Source organism: Pseudonocardia yuanmonensis (genome assembly GCF_039542425.1).
GTDB classification, from domain to species: domain Bacteria; phylum Actinomycetota; class Actinomycetes; order Mycobacteriales; family Pseudonocardiaceae; genus Pseudonocardia; species Pseudonocardia yuanmonensis.
Genome location: NZ_BAABIC010000001.1, coordinates 155,342 through 172,542, shown reverse-complemented (window position 1 = coordinate 172,542; position 17,201 = coordinate 155,342). Strand labels below are relative to the sequence as shown.

Sequence of the window (17,201 nt, the reverse complement as noted above, 5' to 3'; positions counted from 1 at the left end):
CGGCCTGGTTTCACGGCGATGTCGCGGACGACGTCGTTCCCGGCCCGTCGTCCGTGCGCGCCTCGTACTGCGAGCGGGTCACAAGCCGTTCGACCTCGGCGAGGTGTCGCCGCTCCACCTCCCCGAGCTGGCCCTCGGTCGCGGCGACCACGAGGTGGTCCGGGTGCCGCTCCCACACGTCCAGCCCGAGCCGCGCGGCGAGGAGGTCGTCGACGCTCCTGCCCGACGCGGGCGTCAGACGTGCGATCCAGGTCTCGCCCCTGCCGGCCACCGGAGCTCCTTCTCGTCATGCCCGTGCTCGTCACGCCGGTTTCTCCAGTACGTGCCCGATGAACGCGTGAGCAGCCGGGCGGTTCTCCTCCCAGCACGGCTGGATCTGGCCGGCCGGCAGGATGAAACCACCCTCCAGCGCCGACGCCGGTCGCAACTCGACGGTGAAGGACGGGACGTCGTACTCGCCGTAGGTCCAGTCGGTGGTGTCGCCGGCAGTGGGGTACAGCCGGGAGGACTGCTGCGCGGTGTAGGTCTCGCCGTGCACGCCGGCGATGAGCCGTTGCATGTCCCCGGCCAGGTCCCGCATCTCCCGGTGATCCGTCTCGTCGACGATGGGTTCGTCGGTGTAGCCCCAGGGATAGAGGATGAGCTGGGAGTAGCTGTGGTAGGTGAGCACTCCTCCGAAGGCCTGGCGGGCGACGAGGTCGCGGACGGCGCGTGACTCCGGCTCGGAGAAGGCCCGTGGTCCGACGTACGTCTCGTCGGCGGGCGTGTGGCTGGACGTGTCGATGTCGAGCGTGCCCCACATGTAGCCGTAGTTGCGGTTGAGATCGACGCCGACGGTGCCGTCCCGGTTGCGACGCCGGTTCTTGCGCCACAACCGGTTCCCCGGCGTCCGCGTGAACTCGTGGCCGTCGGGATTGACCATGGGGGCGACCCAGATCTCCCCTCGCTGCAGCCACTCGCGCACGGGGTCCGCCGAGGCGTTCGCGACCAGGTCCTCGGCCAGGAGGAACGGCACCTCGACCGAGATCCACTCCCGGGCGTGGTGGCAGCCGAGGAACGCCACCTTGCGCGAGCTCCCACGCCGTTCCCCGAGACGGAGGGCGAGGATGGGGCGCCCCTCGACACTGTGGCCGATCTCGTGCAGCTCGGCGATCTCCGGGTTGTCGTCGGCGAGCTGACGTAGATCCTCTTCCAGGGTCTGGGCGGAGTGGTAGCCGGTGACGGCCGACTCCGTCGCGAAGTCGGTCAGGTACGACTCGCTCAGCCGGAGTTGCTCGACGGCGTAGCCCATGGCCTCGAGTCGTGAAGCCTGTGCCTCGTCGGCCTGCAGCACCGCGTGGTCGGGATGCAGCTCCCACAGGTCCAGCCCGAGCGGGATGGCGACGAGACGAGCGAGCGGGGACCGGGCACTGGTGGACGTCACTCTGACGATCACACTCGCCATGGCTCCTCCTGAGATGAGATGCACTGCCGGCGGGATGACGATGGGACGCCCGCGAGCGTTCGTCACGTACGTACATCTACGCACTCGGCGTACGGATCTCGTCACTGCGCCGATCTGCCGGGTGACGCTACGCACTACTGCGTATCGACCCGCCGTCACGGAGGGTCTTCACTCGCTCACCGCACGGATCTGCCGAGGTTCCGCCAGGACACCATGGACGAGGGGGATGCAGTGACCACCGAGAAGTTCGAACCCAGGCTGCTCACACACATCGAGGACGAGCGTCGGCGTGCACGCGGACGGGGCGTGAGTGCCGCGGAGGTTGACGCCGCCCCGCTCCGGGTCACGATCTCCCACCAGGAGACGATCCTCGCGAGCGAGGACGCCGCGGCGGACCGCAGCACGGCTCTCGACGATCTTCGGAGGGAGACGCGGCGGAGCCAGGAGGACCTGATCCGGCACATCGAGACCGTCGCCCCCGGCGCCACACCCAAGCAGCACACGCTCACGAACGCGGTGACCGTCGAGCTCACCCCTGAACAGTTGGACGAGATCGCCGACGACGACGAGGTCGCGCTGGTCCGTCTCGAGCGACTGGACAAGGTGACCGCCATGCGCGAGAGCGTCGAGGTCATCCAGGCCCGAGAGGCATGGGAGGAATTCGGCGCGAGTGGACGCGGAGTGCGGGTCGCCGTGCTCGACAGCGGCGTGGACAGCACGCATCCCGCACTGGCCGGCCGGGTCGTCGACGAGGTCGACGTGACCGGAGAGGGCGTCGCCACCCCGGGAGATCACGGGACGCACGTGGCGGGGACGATCGCGAGCGCCGATGCCGTCTTCCGTGGTGTGGCGTTCAACGCCGACATCATCAACATCAAGGTGCTCACGGCCGCCGGCTTCGGGGAGCCGCAGTTCGTGATCGACGGCCTCGAGCAGGCCGTACGCCGGGACGCCGACGTCGCGAACCTCAGTCTCGGTTGGAGCGAACCCTTCCACAACTGGGTCTGCGACGACGCCGACTGCATCCTCTGCGTGGCCGCCGACAACACGATGCGACTCGGCGTCACCCTCGTCGTCGCCGCCGGGAACGAGGGGACCGTAGCCGGGCCGGGACAGTTCAACATCAGGCATCCGGGCGCGGCCCGCCGAGTGATCACGGTAGGTGCCGTCGACAAGGGCAAGCAGCTCGCGCCCTTCTCGAGTGTCGGCCCCGGCAGCGGTCGTCTTTCGCCCGGTTCGCCGATCCGGTTCACCAAGCCGGACGTGGCGGGGCCCGGCGTCGACATCCAGTCGACCGTCCCCGGCGGTGGCTTCGCCTCGCTCAGCGGAACGTCCATGGCGTCCCCTCACGTCGCCGGTCTCGCGGCGTTGATCCTGGAGCAGAACGCCGGCGCCAAGCCGTCCGTGGTCAAGAAGCTTCTCGAGGACACGTGTGAGCGGCTTCAGCTTGCTCCCGACCAGGTCGGGTACGGGCTGGTCAATGCGATGGGTGCGTTGATCCGCACCCTGCCCGTCAAGCCCTGACGCGCCGTACCCTGCCCTCGGGCGGTGAGCCGTCCGGCCACCGCCCGAGGTGAGGGAGGTACCCGGATGACCGACGACCGCGGCACCGTCGACCCCGGCGTCTGGCGGGCGCTCGAGAACCGGCGTGCGGAGGGTTCGAGCGAGCCTCGCGTGGGCGTGGTGATCCAGCTGGCGGCACCGACCCCGGTGCCGGAGGCGGACGGCGACCCGAACGCGCGTCTCGACGCCGTGCAGCGCGAGATGGAACTGCTCCAGCGCGATCTGCTGGAGCATCTCGATCGTGCTGGCGTGGCGAGTCGGCCGCGTCCGCTGGGGCTCGTGAACGCGGTGGCGGTGGACCTCACCGGGGAGGAGATCCGAAGCGTGGCGCAGCGCTCCGACGTCCGTCGGATCGTCCTGGCGGAGCCGAGGCACGTCGCCACCTGACCGCGTCAGAGGACAGCCGTTCCCGCCCGGTGTACGAGACAGCCGCAGCCGCCTGCGACGCAGCGCTCGGTGGCCGGTCTGAGCGCTGGCCGTCCTGGCTGCTCGACCGCGTGAACGTCGACATCTGGGCAGGTTCGGCGCTTGTCAGGGTCGACGAAGCGGCCCGAGCCGTCGAGCGATTCGGGCGCCGTCCGCAGACCCGTCGAATGAACCACCGCCCGGCCGAGGCAGGTGCGTGCCCGATCCCCAATTCTGTCGAGGTCCAAAGAGCAGGACCATGGACGCAATACGTACTTCTCCCCGGGTCCCCGCTCCGAGGGGATTGGGCACGCTCCGTATCAGGCCGTATACCCCACTTCTCCTCATCGCCACGTAGGCGTCATGAGCTCTATCGGGTAAGCGGCAGCGGCGAAGAGGTGGGAGGCCGTGCGCAGGATGTCGACTGGACGGCGATGGTCACTCTGGCTAGGAGGAGTGCTGATCGCGGCGACGGTTCTCGTGGTGGTGGCGTCGGCGATCGCGGGTCCCACGGGCTCGCGAACGTCGATCATCGATCTGCGTGATCTGCCGGGGTCCGACGAGCTCCAGGAACGGGTCGACACCGCAGGTGCCGACGACGCTGATTCAGTGGTGCTCCTCGTGCCGCACGCCTCCGGGGAATCCGCGTGTCGCCGTGACGGCGGTGAGACCGACGAGCACCCCGAATGCGCGTTGAGGGAAAAGCTGGGGCATGGCCTCCTCGTCACCACCTTCCGATCGCTCGATGAGGTGGCGGTCGACCTCGGCGGAGACGAGGGCGTCGTGTCGAACAGCAAGGGGGCGGCGACATTCACGGTCGACCGTCCGATGACCGGGTTCCTGGGAGCTCTGCTCGCCGGATGCTTCCTCACAGTCCTCGTGGCCGTGCTCGGCGCAGTCGGCGGCCTTCCCGGACGACGAACGCCCAAGCCGCTCCGGTCCAACGCGTCCTCGTGGCAACCGTCCCGCACGCCACCCCCGGACCGCTCCCGGACCACGTCGAGGGTGCTGCCGGCTGTCACGTCACCCGGGCCGGTGCGACCCGGCCCCGCGCCACCACCGAGAAGACGGCGCCCTCCCACCGGTCCGCTCACCCGGACCTTCGTGAGCAACGCTGGTGGCTACACCGAGATCGACGGGGTGCTCCGGTGGTCGGTCGTCGAGGGCCCGGCCGAGCACGTCCTGGGGCCGAACCAGGAGGTCGACGTGGTCGACGGAGGCGGCGAAGTCGTCGTCGTGCGCAGGCGGGTCCCCAGTTGAGGACGGAGGAAGCACAGTGAATCGACCGGTGACCGGCCTCAGCGATCTGCCGGTACAGGCGGCGAAGAGCAGGCTGCTGCTCACCCTGGTGGTGGACACCTCCAGTTCGATGGAGGGCGAGCGGATCGCCGAGCTCAACGCCGCGCTCCAGGATTGGCGACAGCAGCTCGTCGAGGACGATGTCGTTCGCAGGTTCGGTGAGATCGCGATGATCACGTTCGGTGAGGGACACGTGAACCTCGTCGACCTGTCCGGAGATCCCGGCCAGGCATACGTGCCCGTCTCCCGATTCGATCCGCCGCCGCTCAGGGCCGGCGGGGTCACCCCGATGATCGACGGGCTGCAGTATGCATTCACGGTGCTCGCGGACCGTCGGCAGCAGCTGCGCAAGGACGGGTTCTCGCTCCTGAACAGGTCCCTCGTCTACCTGATCACAGACGGTGTCCCGACCGACGAGAATGGCTACCCGACGAACGCCTGGCGTGACTTCGCGCCCGTCATTCGGCGACAGGAGGAGGGACGGCACCTCCTGTTCTTCGCCTTCGGCGTGGACGGAGCAGACGAGTTCGTCCTTCGAGGACTCGCACCGCGTGCGTGGCGCCTCCTTGCGGATGCCCGGCTCGCCGACGTCCTGTCCCTCGTCTCGACGAGTATCGAGGCGGCTGCTGCCTCGTCGGTCCACGACATGCCGGCCGACCAGGCCTACGACATCGTCAACGAGCAGATGGACCGCCATGCGCGGATGCGCGAGTTCCTCGAGGGGAAAGCCTGAGATGAGGGCGCAGCGGGCTGCGGTCCAGTGGCGGATCGTCGAAGGATCCGTCGCCGGTCCTGGACACTCCAAGGTCGGTAAGCCGAACCAGGACGGCCTCGGTACAAAGGTGCTGACGAGCGGCGCGACCGTAGCCGTCGTCGCTGATGGAGCTGGGTCGCGAGAGCGTTCTGCCGTGGGCGCGATGCTCGCCGTGCGATCTGCCATCCTTGCAGCCGAGACCGTCTTCGCTGCGGCACTTCCTTCCGACGAGGCAGGCTGGCGTCGCGCCTGCGGGGACATGCGTAGCCACGTACTCGACATCTTCGACCGGAGCTTGTCGGCGCAGATCGAGCACGACCGGCGCTCCGAGGGCCTCGGTCCGGACAGGATCAGGCTCGGTGACTACGCCTCGACCCTGCTCGCCGTCGTGTCCGCGCCGCCGTGGCTCGCCTACGTCGCCGTCGGGGACTGCTTTCTCGTCGTCGAACGACGACCGGGCGGGACGTTCCTCCTCTCGCCCGTGGAAGAGGTGCGGGAACACGGCGGCGCCACCGTATTCATGACGTCGGAATCGCGGCACGAGCACTTCAGCACCGGCCTCGTGCAGGACAGCGGTATACGTGGAATCGCGCTGGCGACAGACGGCTTGTACGAGGCCTTGCTCACCTACCGCAAGGACGCCGACGACATCCTGTGGTACACCGCGCCGCCGGACTTCGTCCGCTACTTCGACCACTTCGCCTCGCCGGCCACCGGTCCCGACGAGTTGACGAGCGTGCTCGCCTCCGACCGGTTCGCGAAGTCGTCGGGGGACGACAAGACGATGATCATCATGGTGCAGGAGTGATCGATGTCCGGGACGACGCTGCGGCTGCCCACGGGTCGAGAGATCGAACTCGGTGGCTCTCTGGGCAAGGGCGCGGAAGGTGTCGTGCGGGAGATCGTCGGCACGAAGGACCTGTGCGCCAAGCTCTACTTCGATCCCTCGCCGACGCTGGAGAGCCGGTTGGAGGCGCTCAAGCATCATCCGGCCGCTGAACTGCGGGGGGAGACCAGCGAGCACGTGCACCTCGCATGGCCCCTGGAACGCCTGGTCGACAGTTCGGGCGAGACGCGAGGGTTCGTGATGCCCCGGATCGAGGGCGAGCGACTCACGAAGCTGCTCGAGCCCGACATGCGCTTCATCTCGATGCGCGAGCCGACGTGGAGGTCTCTCGTCGGGATAGCCGGCCGAACCGCTACGCTCCTCGACACCCTTCACCGGCACGACATTGTGATGGGGGACGTCAGCCCCGCAAACATCATGGTCGACTCCGCCGGCCTCGTGACCCTCATCGACTGCGACACCGTGCAATTCAGTGATACCGGCACCGGAGCGCATCACTCCTGCAGCAAGCTGACACCGGACTACTGCCCACCCGAGGTCGGAGGCGGCGAGGCGCTCGACGCTGCACACGACGACTTCGGCCTGGCGATCCTCGTCTGCGAGATGTTGATGGAGGGACAGCATCCCTTCCACGGCGTGCCGGTCTCCCGGGTCGACGGTGACTCGGACACGCGGGAGAACATCACCGCTCAGAACAACCGCCTTGTCTTCCCGGAGCGGCTCGTCAAGGTACCGGACCTGATCACGCCGGACGTGCTCTCGCCCGCCGTCCTCGCACTCGCGCGAGCCTGCTTCGGGCCGGGGCACAGCGATCCCGATGCGCGACCCGCAGCCGCAGAGTGGGCGGCCGCCCTCGCCCGCCTCGGGATGGAGCTCACAACGTGTCGAGTGAGTGCCAATCACTTCCACCATCGCGGGCTCGGCCGTTGCGTGTGGTGCGAGCGCATCGATCATGGCTGGGGTGACTCCTTTCCGCTTGCGCTCAGCCCGACCCGGGGCCGGACGGTTCGCCGGCTCGGGCACCAGCCAGGTCCCGCGCAGCGCGGGCACACCGTTCCGCGGCCACCGACCCCGGCCCGTGGGCCCGCCGGCGCCCGCGCCACCGCTACCACGGGTGCGGCGAGGGCGACGACCCGCTCCGCTCCGTCCCCGACACCTTCTGCGGGCTCCGTCACGCCCGACGGAGCCGACCAGAAGGACGCCTCGGTCTCGAGCGCGAAGATCCTCACCTGGGTGGTGGTCGCCGTTATCGTCCTGATCATCGTCATCTCGTTGGCGGCCCGATGACGACCCCGACGGCCGAATTGCTCGTCGCGGAGACGCACCGATCCTGTCGAGTGCTCGGGCCCGGTGACCGGTACGGCCTGTGGGTGCAGGGCTGCCCCCTTCGATGCGCCGGCTGCGTGAGCCCGCAGTGGCTGCCCTCCACCGGCGGAGAACGTGTCGCCGTGGATGCACTCGCCCGGGAGATCCTCGAGTTCGCCGTCGACGGGCTCACGGTGTCGGGCGGCGAACCCTTCGCACAGGCTGCAGGGCTCGTCGCTCTCATTCACCAGATCCGGGACGATCGGGATCTCTCCGTCTGCTGCTACACCGGCTACACACTGGAAGGGCTCCGTCGGGGGGACCCGGCTCAGCGCGAGTTGCTCGGTCTCGTCGATCTGCTCATCGACGGGCCGTACGTCAGCAGCCGCCACGCGCCGCTCCGCTGGCGCGCCTCGACCAACCAGCGACTGCACGTCCTGAGCGACCGGCACCTCGACGTCCTCGCCGAGCCCGACGACCCGGCAGGCCTCCAGATCGAGATCGGGCCGGGCGGCGATGTCCAGTGGTTGGGCGTTCCACACACGCCCGGCTTCCGCGAGGCACTCGCCGGCGCGGCCGGCCTGGTCGAGGCGCGAGATCGCCGATGAGCAGATCACCGAAGTACAGTCTCGTCCGGGCGAGTCTCACTCGGGTCCGGAAGATGCTCGACGCGAGAGCCGCGCGCGAACGTGCCCGCCGGGAGGCGCAGGCGGAGCATGCCACCGCACGGCTGGAGGCGCGGCGAGGTCGGATCGTGGACCGGATCGACTCCCTCTTGCGGGATCCGGCGGCACCAGACGACGGCGGAGGGCTGGGCCGGAGGCGGGAGGCAGCGCTCAGAGCAGGGACCGAGGAGGAACTGCTCGTGATCGAGACTGAGTTGATCCTGCGGTCGATCCGGCGGCCGGACGAGCTCGGCGCGCAGAGCATGGACGAGGTCCGGGCGGCGGCGGACCACGCTCGCCGGATGGACGCTCTCGCCGTTCGGCTCGATCGGCTGCAGGCCCGCCATGAACGTCTCGTCTCGGATGCCACCGCCGCCCGGGTGATGACGGAGGACCTGGAGATCCTCGAGCGCGAGATCGAGGCAGCGGCGAGGACGCTGCGAGGTGGATCGACCGAACCCGCCGAGCTCCTGGTGGAGGGCATCGACCGTCGGCTCGCCGAGGCCGAGCACGAGCTCGACGCGGTGATCGACCGCACCGTCGCACGACGGGAGATGCTCGGGTCGATCATCGAGGCCCTGCCCGAGCTGGGGTACGCGGTGGATCCCTCCACCCTCACGGAGGCAGCGAACGGCGCGATCTCCGTACACGCTCGACGTCTGAACGGCGCGGAGCTCGCGGTCGTGGTCGGTGAGGGCAGCGGCGCGGATCCGCACCGCGTCGACTACATCCGGCCGACCGTCGGCCTCGCAGGAGGGCCGTCGATGTCGGCGCGCGAGTGTTCCTCCCTGCAACGCCTCGCGGACCAGCTCAACGACTCCCTGCGCATGAGCGGATATCTGCCGGGGAAGGTTGTGTGGGACGAGGACGGCGGCGGGGAGTCAGGCTCGCGGCGCCCCGCCGAGGTACCGATGCAACGACCTAGGGAGACACCGTGACCGTCCCCCTGGCGTCGAGCTGGTTCGGGCGAGCGTATTCGTCCATCGCGCGTGACCAGCATCTGCTCCTGCACGGGAATGTCGAGGACCTGGTGTGTTGGGACACCAGGTTCCACCCGCTCCGGGACGCGATGGCCGGATTCCTGCACGTTGCCGGGTTCTCCGCCGTCGGCAACTTCGACCTGGTCGACGGCCTGACCTACACGGACAGTGCGAGCCGGGACTTCTTCCAGGACGCTCTGGGGCCGGCTGGAGCAGCCGGTGCGCCGGCCATCCCCCGCCCGGACCCGTCGGCGCCCGGCACTGCCTGGGCCGACGACCTGTACTACCGCGCTGCGGCCGCACAGAACCCGTCCGTCCGGACGACCTCCGACATCCTGGCCGCCGCGCGGAGGTTGCTCTGTCAGACCGACCGTCCATGCGCAGTGGTGATCAACCAGGCGGACATCATCCTCGGCCGCGACGCGGTCACTACGGAGGACCACCAGGGCAATCTGGTACAGCTGGCGAAGATCTTCGCGGAAGCTGCATGGGCACCGTCGCCGGTGCCCGGGGAGTCCATCCGCAACCGCCTTGTCCTGGTGGTCGGCGAGCTGCAGGCCGTGCCACCGTGGGTACGGTCGGGCAATCCGCAGGTGGCAACCATCGAGGTCGGCCGGCCGACGGCGGACGAGCGCGCCGCTTTCGTGCGGTCGATGCTGGACCAACTGACGGGCGGGTCCGGGTTGTCTCCGTCGGAGGCGTCGGCGGCGGCGATCAGAATCGCGGGCCTCACCGAAGGTATGACGCTCCTCGACATCCGTGGCCTGAGGGCGACCTCCAGACTCACCAAGATTCCCGTCACGTCGCCGCGCCGGCTCGTCACGCGTCACCGCTTCGGGCTTCGTGAAGACCCTTGGGAGCAGCTCGACATCGGTCGCGTCCGCGAGGCGAAGGAGCTCCTGAGCAGGCGGGTGGTGGGGCAACCCCGCGCCGTCGAAGCGGTGGCGGACGTTCTCGCGAACGCGCGTGGTGGCGTCGACTTCCACAGCGAGGGTGATCAATCGGCCACGCGCCCGAAGGGTGTGTTCTTCTTCGTGGGCCCGACCGGCGTCGGGAAGACGGAACTCGCCAAGGCGATCGCCGAGATCGTCTTCGACGACGAGACGGCGCTGCGGCGCTTCGACATGAGCGAATTCAGCCAGGAGCACGCCAGCGAGCGGCTGATCGGTGCGCCCCCCGGCTACCTCGGTCACGAATCCGGAGGCGTACTGACTAACTGGGTGCTGGAACGTCCGTTCAGCGTGATCCTCTTCGACGAGATCGAGAAGGCGCATCCCCGCCTGATGGACAAGTTCCTCCAGGTCATCGACGACGGCAGGCTCACCGACGGACGAGGGCGGACCGCGTTCTTCTCCCACTCGATCGTCATCTTCACCTCGAATGTGGGGGCCAACGAGCTGCCTCGCCTTCTCCGCGGGTTCAGCACGACCGCACCGAGCTATGCCGTGATCGCGCAGCATTTCGAGGAAGCCGTCCGCCGGTACTTCTCCGAGCAGCTCGGCCGGCCGGAGCTGCTGGGCAGGCTGGGCAGCGGGATCGTGGCCTTCGACATCCTCCGAGAGGAGGTCGTGGCGGGAATCGTGGACAAGTTCCTCCGGCAGCTCGTCGCGTCGTCATCGGCCCGGGGCTACGACCTCGTGATCGATCGCGCCCCACTCGAACGCACGATCGCCCAGCAGGTCAGCGAGCACGGGATGGCGTTCGGCGCCCGACAGATCCGCAGCCCGCTGCTGGACCGGCTCGTCCGGGTTCCTCTGAACAGGTATCTCGTCGAGCACGACCCGGCCCCGGGTACCCGGATCTGGGTCCGCCGCTCGCGGCCCGGCGAGCCGTTCGTGGTGGAGGAGTTCCCGACCACGGATGTCGATCATGACTGACCTGGCCGGCCCTGAGCTCACCCTCGACGACCTGCAGGACCAGGTCTCGTGGTTCGAGGGCCGGCGTCGGCTCTCGATGGAGGAGTACCGCACCTACTTCGCCCTCGAGGTCGAGCTCGAGACGCGGTTCATCGCCGGTGCTGCCGGACACGCCAGGTGCCACGACTTCGGGGGAGCGGCTGCTGCGATAGGGCAGGTGGTCGAGCTCAATCGGGTCCTCCTCCGAATCACCCATCGTGAGCTCGCCGAGCTTCCACCTGGGCCAAGCCCGGACCGGGACGAGCTCACCGCCAAGCGTGACCGTGTCGACGGCTTTCTCCTACTGATCTACGGCATCCAGGCCGAGTACGAGGCGAGCCAGCAGCTGGCCCTCGGTGATCTCCTCGAGGCGAAGGTCGCCCTGCAGGAGGCGGTCGACCGGTTCGAGGAGCTGGCGTCGAGTGCGCTGCCTCATGCCCCGATCGGATCCGATCGATGTTCCCTCGCCCGCATGAACCGCGACTTCCTCGATGCCCTCGCTCTGTTCCGGGGAGCGCGCTACGAGTCTGCGCACGACAAGTTTCGTGAGGCTGCTGCTCGGTACGACCACGAGATCAGTAGGCTGCGCGAGCAGAGCAGCGCTGGCGCGCGGGATACCGTCCTCAAGGAGAACCTGCTCTCGGAGCTGGCCGACCGTCATACCTACGCCCGGGTGCTGCGAGCCGTCTCCGCGGCCTTCACCTTCGTCCAGAAGAACGACTTCGAGGAAGCCGCGAAATTCGCGGAGGACGCGGTGGGACTCGGTGAGCGATGGCTCGATCGAGTAGTCGGAGCCGATCTACCCGAAGTCCAACGTGACATTCGCAGTCAGGAACTCTGCCTGTACCAGGGCTGGGCGGCGTGGATCGAGGCCGAGCGGGCCATCGACCGCAAGGACTGGGTCGGCTGCGACAGCAACCTCAGGGCGGCTCGGGACCGGTGGGCCGAGAGCACCGACCTCGGTATCCGGAACGGACTCCGGGGAGTCGTCCTGGGCCAGGCGGACATGGGCAGCATGGAGCTGCTGCTCCTGGCGACCCGGCGGCGTCGTGACAACGAGGAGAGGCTCGCCGCGGAAGTCGACAGACTTCGACGAGACATTCGCGATCACACTCCGCCGGTGTACATCACCAACACCAACCACCAAGGAGACAGCATGACCACCAACCGATCCGTGAGCTTCAACGCTCAGGGCGACATGAAGGGCAACTTCGCGGGCGAGTCGGTCGTCGCGGGGACGTACACCGACAACAGTCAGTCGATCGAGTCCGCCGTGAACCTCCGGGAGCTCGCCAAGGAGCTCGCGGAGCTTCGAGAGTCGCTTGCGCCCGGTGTTCGCTCCGAGTCGGAGAAGGAGCGGCTGGAGCACGTTCGGCAGGCGGAGGAGGCTGCCCGTGCAGGCGATGAGAAGGGTATGAAGGAGCACCTCGCGGCTGCGGGAAAATGGACGCTGGCCCTCGCGGAGAAGCTCGCCTTGTCCGCTGCCGAGGTCGCGATCCGGGCCAGCATCGGAGCCTGAAGCGAGCGCCCGACCCTGCTCGAGGTAGCTCAGACCTTCGGGTCGGCGCCCCGGTCGCACCATGCTGATCAGGTCGGAGCCGGGCCGCCGCGCCCCCGGCCCCAGCGGCAGAAAGGAAGAGGGAAGCGGGGCGTGAAGGCGTGCTGCCCCTTCGCCTCCTCCAGAAGGAACGGCCGGATGGAGCCGGACGGGTAGGGTGCGTCCGACTCGGGAGGGCCGATGAACGCGGACGGGCCGGAACTGGTCGAGGTGGATGCCCGCACGGCCGTCCCGCGCCTCGAGATCCCCCTCCGGCCGGTCGTCGTGGTGGTCGGTGGCGCCGAAGGCATGGTGACGGATGTCCTCGACGGCGTACAGCAACTCTTCCGCAGCAGCCTTGTCCCGCTCCTCGACGAGCACAAGATCACGGTCGTCGACGGCGGTACCGACGCCGGGGTGATGCGTGCGATCGGCCTGGCCCGGTCGGCGGCCGGCGGGCGCTTCCCACTGGTCGGGGTGGCCGCCCGTGGCACGGTCGCCCCGGTCGGCGCCGGGACGGCCGGCACCGCGGTCCCCGAGCCGCATCACACGCATCTCCTGCTCGTCCCCGGCAGCTCGTGGGGCGACGAGGCACCCTGGCTCGCGATGGTGGCCGACGTCCTGGCCGGTGGCCGCCCCTCGGCGACCCTGCTCGTCAACGGCGGGGAGATCGCCTACGCGGACGTGGAGCGCAGCCTCGAGCGGCAGCGCCCGGTGATCGTCCTTTCCGGCACCGGACGCACCGCCGACGCGATCGCCGACGCCCTCGCGGGCCGACCCGCCGATCCGCGCGCGGACCGGATCGCGAGTCGCTCCGATCTCGTCCGGGCCGTACCGGTCCAGGCACCCGACGAACTGCGGTCCGTGCTCGGGGAGATGCTCGGAGTCACATCCGACTGACCTGCGACGAGTCATCCCCCGACACGACGAGGGGATGATCGATGAGACGTCCGGCGCTGCTCGCCCGGTTCCCGAGCCTGCGGTCTTTACGAGCACGGAACACGTCGGTGCTGGACCCTGCGGTCGCCGCGGAGTATCCGCTGCTCGCGGCGGACATCGAGCTCGCTGACGAGATCGTCGGGCCGGAGTTCGCCGCGGCCGATCAGGCCGCACTGGTGCAGCAGAACCGGTACCGGCGCCAGCAGGTCGTGATCATCCTGGGGACCGCGGTGCTCACCGGACTGGGCGGGTTGCAGGCCGTGTTCCCGGACGAGCGGTGGCCGGGGATCATGCTGGCCGTCCTCGGCCTCCTGTTGGCCTTCGCCGGCCGGGCCGCGGGCGAGCTCCGCGCGCTCGACACCTTCCTCGACGAGCGGATCAAGGCGGAGCGGCTGAAGTCCGCCTACTTCCGCTATCTGTCGCGCACGGGGCGGTACGCCGACGCGGACCGGACGACCCGGCTGCGGCGGGCGGTCGTCGCGATCAAGCGGGGGGAGGAGCCGGTATGAGCGACAGGGACGGGCAGTTCCGCGCGTTGTACCGGCGGATGCGCATCGAGGACCAGCGGACGTGGTACGCGGCGCGGGCGCGGGAGTACCGGACGGCCCACGACCAGGTCGTCCTCGTCCGCAACGCCCTGCTCATGGCCGCGGCCGTGGCCGGTGTCGTCTCGCAGGCGGTGCACGGGACCGCCCGGGCGGCCTGGGCGATCGGGGCCGCCGTCCTCGGCGCTCTCGCCGGGGCGGTGACGGCGTACGAGTCGTTGATCGGGTTCCCGCAGCTGGCGAAGCTGTACTCCGACGCCGAGCGGAACCTCGAGGAGGCCGGTATCGACTGGGACGAGCCGGGCGCCGAGCTCGCGCGCGAGATCGAACGCGTGGAATGGATCTTCCGCAGCGAGCGGGGGCAGTGGGGGCAGCTCGTGGTCAAGGCCGCGTCGGCGACGGACCCGGCCGGCGAGGAGCGTGAGGCGGAGCCGGCGGAGGGAGCGAGGAACCCCGGCAGCGCCGAGTAGCCGGGCCAGTACGTACACCTGCGTATCCCCTTTCCGTGGTCATCGGTCGACGATGAGTGACCATGGCGCGCCTACCACACGGGAAACCGATCACTGCCGAACAGCTCGGCTCGGCTCGGGAGAACGTCGCCCGCGAGACGACCGATCCGCTGGGTTTCGCGGTGACGGCACTGCCCGATCTCGAGGATTTCGATCTCCTCTTCCCCGAGCTGCAGAACGACCCGCACAATCTGCTGCCCGAGGGCCAGGCCACCGTCGCGGCCCTCAAACGACTCGCCGAGACGATGGTCGACTTCGACGGGCCGGACCCGGCGGAGAACTCGTCCGTGCCGGCCGCGTACACCTACTTCGGGCAGTTCGTCGACCACGACATCACGCTCGAGGTCACCTCGGGAGCCGCCTCGGAGGAGCCCGGCGGTCTGTTCGCACCCGACGCGGTCCCGCTCCCGCTGCACGACATCCGGGAGCACCTGCGGAACGGGCGGACCGCGACGCTCGACCTCGACAGCCTCTACTCGCCGCCCGCGCCGCGCGATCCGATGAACCCCGCGAAGATGCTGGTCGGGAGCGTCTCCGAGCTCGGCAACGCCGACCCGCCCTTGGCCAGGCCCGCAGGCAAGGGCATCGACAACGACGTCCCTCGCGAGCCCAGGAGCACGGATCCCGCGCACGACCGGGCCGCGTTGATCGGGGACCCCCGCAACGACGAGAACACGATCATCTCGCAGTTGCAGGTGGCGTTCCTGAAGGCGCACAACCGGCTCGTCGACGAGGGGCACGACTTCGACGGGGCGCGGCGGATCCTCCGGCAGCACTACCAGTTCGTCGTGATCGACGACTTCCTCAAGCATGTCGCGGATCCGGCGATCGTCGACGACGTCGTCGAGCACGGGAACCGCTGGTTCGACGCGTTCGGCGAGCCGTTCTTCATGCCGCTCGAGTTCAGCGTCGCGGCCTACCGTTTCGGCCATTCGATGGTGCGCCCCGCCTACGACTTCAACATCAATTTCCGCTTCTCCGACACGGATCCCGTCGCCCCCGCCACGCTCGACCTGCTCTTCACGTTCAGCGCGCTCAGCGGGCAGCTCGGGTTCCCCTCCGGGACGGCCGACGCGTCGGCTGCGGGCACCGGCACCCTGCCCGAGAACTGGATCATCGAGTGGGAGCGGCTCATCGGTCCCGGGATCGGGCGGGGAGGACGCGCCCGGCGGTTCGACACCAGGCTCGCGGCCATCACCGGCGGTCAGCGCCAGGCCCTGTTCAACCTGCCGACGACCGAGGGGACGCCGGAGCGCGGGCTCGCGGCGATGCTCTCCGCCCGCAACCTCCTGCGGGGCTACCGGCTCCGGATGCCCACGGGACAGGCGGTGGCGGCCCACCTCGCCCTCCCCGTGCTCAGTCCGGACCAGTTGCGCGCCGCCGTCGGGGAGCGCCAGGCCGCCGAGCTCGCCGCGGGCGGCTTCCTGCAGCGCACCCCGCTGTGGTTCTACCTGCTTGCCGAGGCGCGGGCCCTGGGCGGTGGCGAGCGACTCGGGCCCGTCGGCAGCACGATCGTCGCCGAGGTCCTCGTCGGGCTCTGCCGGCGCAGCGCGGACTCCATCCTGCGCACACCGGGGTGGACGGCATCGCTCCCGGCGCAGCGGCCTGGCCACTTCGAGCTGGCCGATCTCCTGCGCTACGCAGGAGTGCTGGCCGGTGGTGACCCGACGCTCCTGCACACGGTCGCCGCCGGCGAGACGTTGACCGGAATCGCCGCGGCCGAGCTGGGCGACGCGGCCCGGTGGGTGGAGATCTTCGCGTTCAACCGCAACACCCTGCGCCACCCGGACCGCCTCCGCATCGGCCAGGTGCTGATCATGCCGTCGGGTCCGGCGATGGTCCCGCTTCCGCGCTTCCACGCCGTGCAGCCCGGCGAGACCCTGGAGTCGATCGCCGCCGCACAGCTCGGCGAGGGCACTCGGTGGCGGGAGATCTTCGCACTCAACGGGGACGTGATCACCAACATCGACGTACTCGTGGCCGGGCAGGTGCTGGCGCTGCCGCCGAAGTAGCCGTCCGACGAGGGCTCACGCACTCGAGTACTCGACGCCGACCGACTGGGCCCCGCCCTGCGAGTACATCTGCAACTGCCACTTCGTGCCGCCGAGGACGTCGACGGACAGCTCCTCCCACTCCCCGGGCTCGCCCAGCGGCGTCCAGGCACCACACTGCATCGGCCCACCTCTCGACGGCTGCAGGCAGGCCCGGGCGACGACCGGGTACGTCGCCGTCGTCAGCCGGAGGGTGATGTCGCTGCACACCCCGGTCGTGTGGTTCGGCCCGGTCACGACGTACGCGTCCTCGCTGCCAGCGGTGGGCAGCTCCAGACCTCGGGTGACGGCGGTGTCGTGGCACGGATTCTTCGACGCCGCAACCACCGCCGCACGGGCGAGGTCAGCAACGCCCACCGAGAGATCGAGGGTGGTGGCCAGCGCAGCGAGGAGCCCGAGCCCAGTGAGAAGCAGTACACCGACGGCCAGGCGTCCGCGCGAGCGGGAAGAGGGGGCGTGGTCA

At 69.4% G+C, this 17,201-nt stretch carries 17 protein-coding genes; 14 read left to right on the top strand and 3 right to left on the bottom strand.

Annotation, left to right across the window (positions count from 1 at the left end; all coding sequences use genetic code 11):
- Window positions 1-10: 10 nt before the first annotated feature.
- Window positions 11-271, bottom strand: a complete 261-nt coding sequence (locus ABD990_RS00790; protein WP_345377657.1) for a hypothetical protein — start codon at window positions 269-271, stop codon at window positions 11-13.
- A 30-nt stretch (window positions 272-301) separates the two neighbouring features.
- Entirely contained in the window at window positions 302-1,423 is a 1,122-nt protein-coding gene (locus ABD990_RS00785; RefSeq protein ID WP_345377656.1) for a M14 family metallopeptidase, read from the bottom strand.
- Window positions 1,424-1,960: 537 nt separating this feature from the next.
- Here ABD990_RS00785 and ABD990_RS00780 point away from each other — a divergent pair.
- From ABD990_RS00780 to ABD990_RS00715, 14 genes are all read left to right on the top strand, one after another.
- Window positions 1,961-2,968 (top strand): S8 family peptidase, encoded by a 1,008-nt coding sequence (locus ABD990_RS00780; protein WP_345377655.1) that lies wholly within the window; start codon window positions 1,961-1,963, stop codon window positions 2,966-2,968.
- A gap of 150 nt (window positions 2,969-3,118) precedes the next feature.
- Window positions 3,119-3,394 carry a hypothetical protein gene (locus tag ABD990_RS00775; protein WP_345377654.1) on the top strand — a complete coding sequence of 92 codons (276 nt, stop codon included), beginning with the start codon at window positions 3,119-3,121 and terminating at the stop codon, window positions 3,392-3,394.
- Between the two features lie 474 nt (window positions 3,395-3,868).
- Window positions 3,869-4,672, top strand: coding sequence for a hypothetical protein (locus ABD990_RS00770; RefSeq protein WP_345377653.1), 804 nt, complete (start codon window positions 3,869-3,871; stop codon window positions 4,670-4,672).
- Between the two features lie 28 nt (window positions 4,673-4,700).
- Entirely contained in the window at window positions 4,701-5,444 is a 744-nt protein-coding gene (locus ABD990_RS00765) for a vWA domain-containing protein (RefSeq protein WP_345377652.1), read from the top strand.
- Window positions 5,407-6,273, top strand: coding sequence for a PP2C family serine/threonine-protein phosphatase (locus ABD990_RS00760; RefSeq protein ID WP_345377651.1), 867 nt, complete (start codon window positions 5,407-5,409; stop codon window positions 6,271-6,273). The genes ABD990_RS00765 and ABD990_RS00760 overlap by 38 nt, the downstream gene beginning before the upstream one ends.
- 3 nt (window positions 6,274-6,276) lie before the next feature.
- The gene (locus ABD990_RS00755; protein WP_345377650.1) at window positions 6,277-7,599 is read left to right on the top strand and encodes a protein kinase domain-containing protein; all 1,323 of its coding nucleotides are present in this window, start codon (window positions 6,277-6,279) and stop codon (window positions 7,597-7,599) included.
- Window positions 7,596-8,225 carry a 4Fe-4S single cluster domain-containing protein gene (locus ABD990_RS00750; protein WP_345377649.1) on the top strand — a complete coding sequence of 210 codons (630 nt, stop codon included), beginning with the start codon at window positions 7,596-7,598 and terminating at the stop codon, window positions 8,223-8,225. Before ABD990_RS00755 ends, ABD990_RS00750 begins: the two co-directional genes overlap by 4 nt.
- Before the next feature lie 257 nt (window positions 8,226-8,482).
- Window positions 8,483-9,220 carry a hypothetical protein gene (locus ABD990_RS00745; RefSeq protein ID WP_345377648.1) on the top strand — a complete coding sequence of 246 codons (738 nt, stop codon included), beginning with the start codon at window positions 8,483-8,485 and terminating at the stop codon, window positions 9,218-9,220.
- Complete coding sequence (locus ABD990_RS00740; protein ID WP_345377647.1) at window positions 9,217-11,139, top strand: AAA family ATPase; 1,923 nt, start codon at window positions 9,217-9,219, stop codon at window positions 11,137-11,139. The genes ABD990_RS00745 and ABD990_RS00740 overlap by 4 nt, the downstream gene beginning before the upstream one ends.
- Window positions 11,132-12,676 carry a hypothetical protein gene (locus tag ABD990_RS00735; protein WP_345377646.1) on the top strand — a complete coding sequence of 515 codons (1,545 nt, stop codon included), beginning with the start codon at window positions 11,132-11,134 and terminating at the stop codon, window positions 12,674-12,676. The genes ABD990_RS00740 and ABD990_RS00735 overlap by 8 nt, the downstream gene beginning before the upstream one ends.
- 219 nt (window positions 12,677-12,895) lie before the next feature.
- Window positions 12,896-13,594, top strand: coding sequence for a hypothetical protein (locus tag ABD990_RS00730; protein WP_345377645.1), 699 nt, complete (start codon window positions 12,896-12,898; stop codon window positions 13,592-13,594).
- A gap of 41 nt (window positions 13,595-13,635) precedes the next feature.
- Complete coding sequence (locus ABD990_RS00725; RefSeq protein ID WP_345377644.1) at window positions 13,636-14,142, top strand: DUF4231 domain-containing protein; 507 nt, start codon at window positions 13,636-13,638, stop codon at window positions 14,140-14,142.
- On the top strand, window positions 14,139-14,648 hold the full coding sequence (locus ABD990_RS00720; protein ID WP_345377643.1) for an SLATT domain-containing protein: 510 nt from the start codon (window positions 14,139-14,141) through the stop codon (window positions 14,646-14,648). Before ABD990_RS00725 ends, ABD990_RS00720 begins: the two co-directional genes overlap by 4 nt.
- 62 nt (window positions 14,649-14,710) lie before the next feature.
- Window positions 14,711-16,699, top strand: coding sequence for a LysM peptidoglycan-binding domain-containing protein (locus tag ABD990_RS00715; RefSeq protein ID WP_345377642.1), 1,989 nt, complete (start codon window positions 14,711-14,713; stop codon window positions 16,697-16,699).
- A 15-nt stretch (window positions 16,700-16,714) separates the two neighbouring features.
- Here ABD990_RS00715 and ABD990_RS00710 read toward each other — a convergent pair whose 3' ends face one another.
- Complete coding sequence (locus tag ABD990_RS00710; protein WP_345377641.1) at window positions 16,715-17,095, bottom strand: hypothetical protein; 381 nt, start codon at window positions 17,093-17,095, stop codon at window positions 16,715-16,717.
- Window positions 17,096-17,201: the final 106 nt, after the last annotated feature.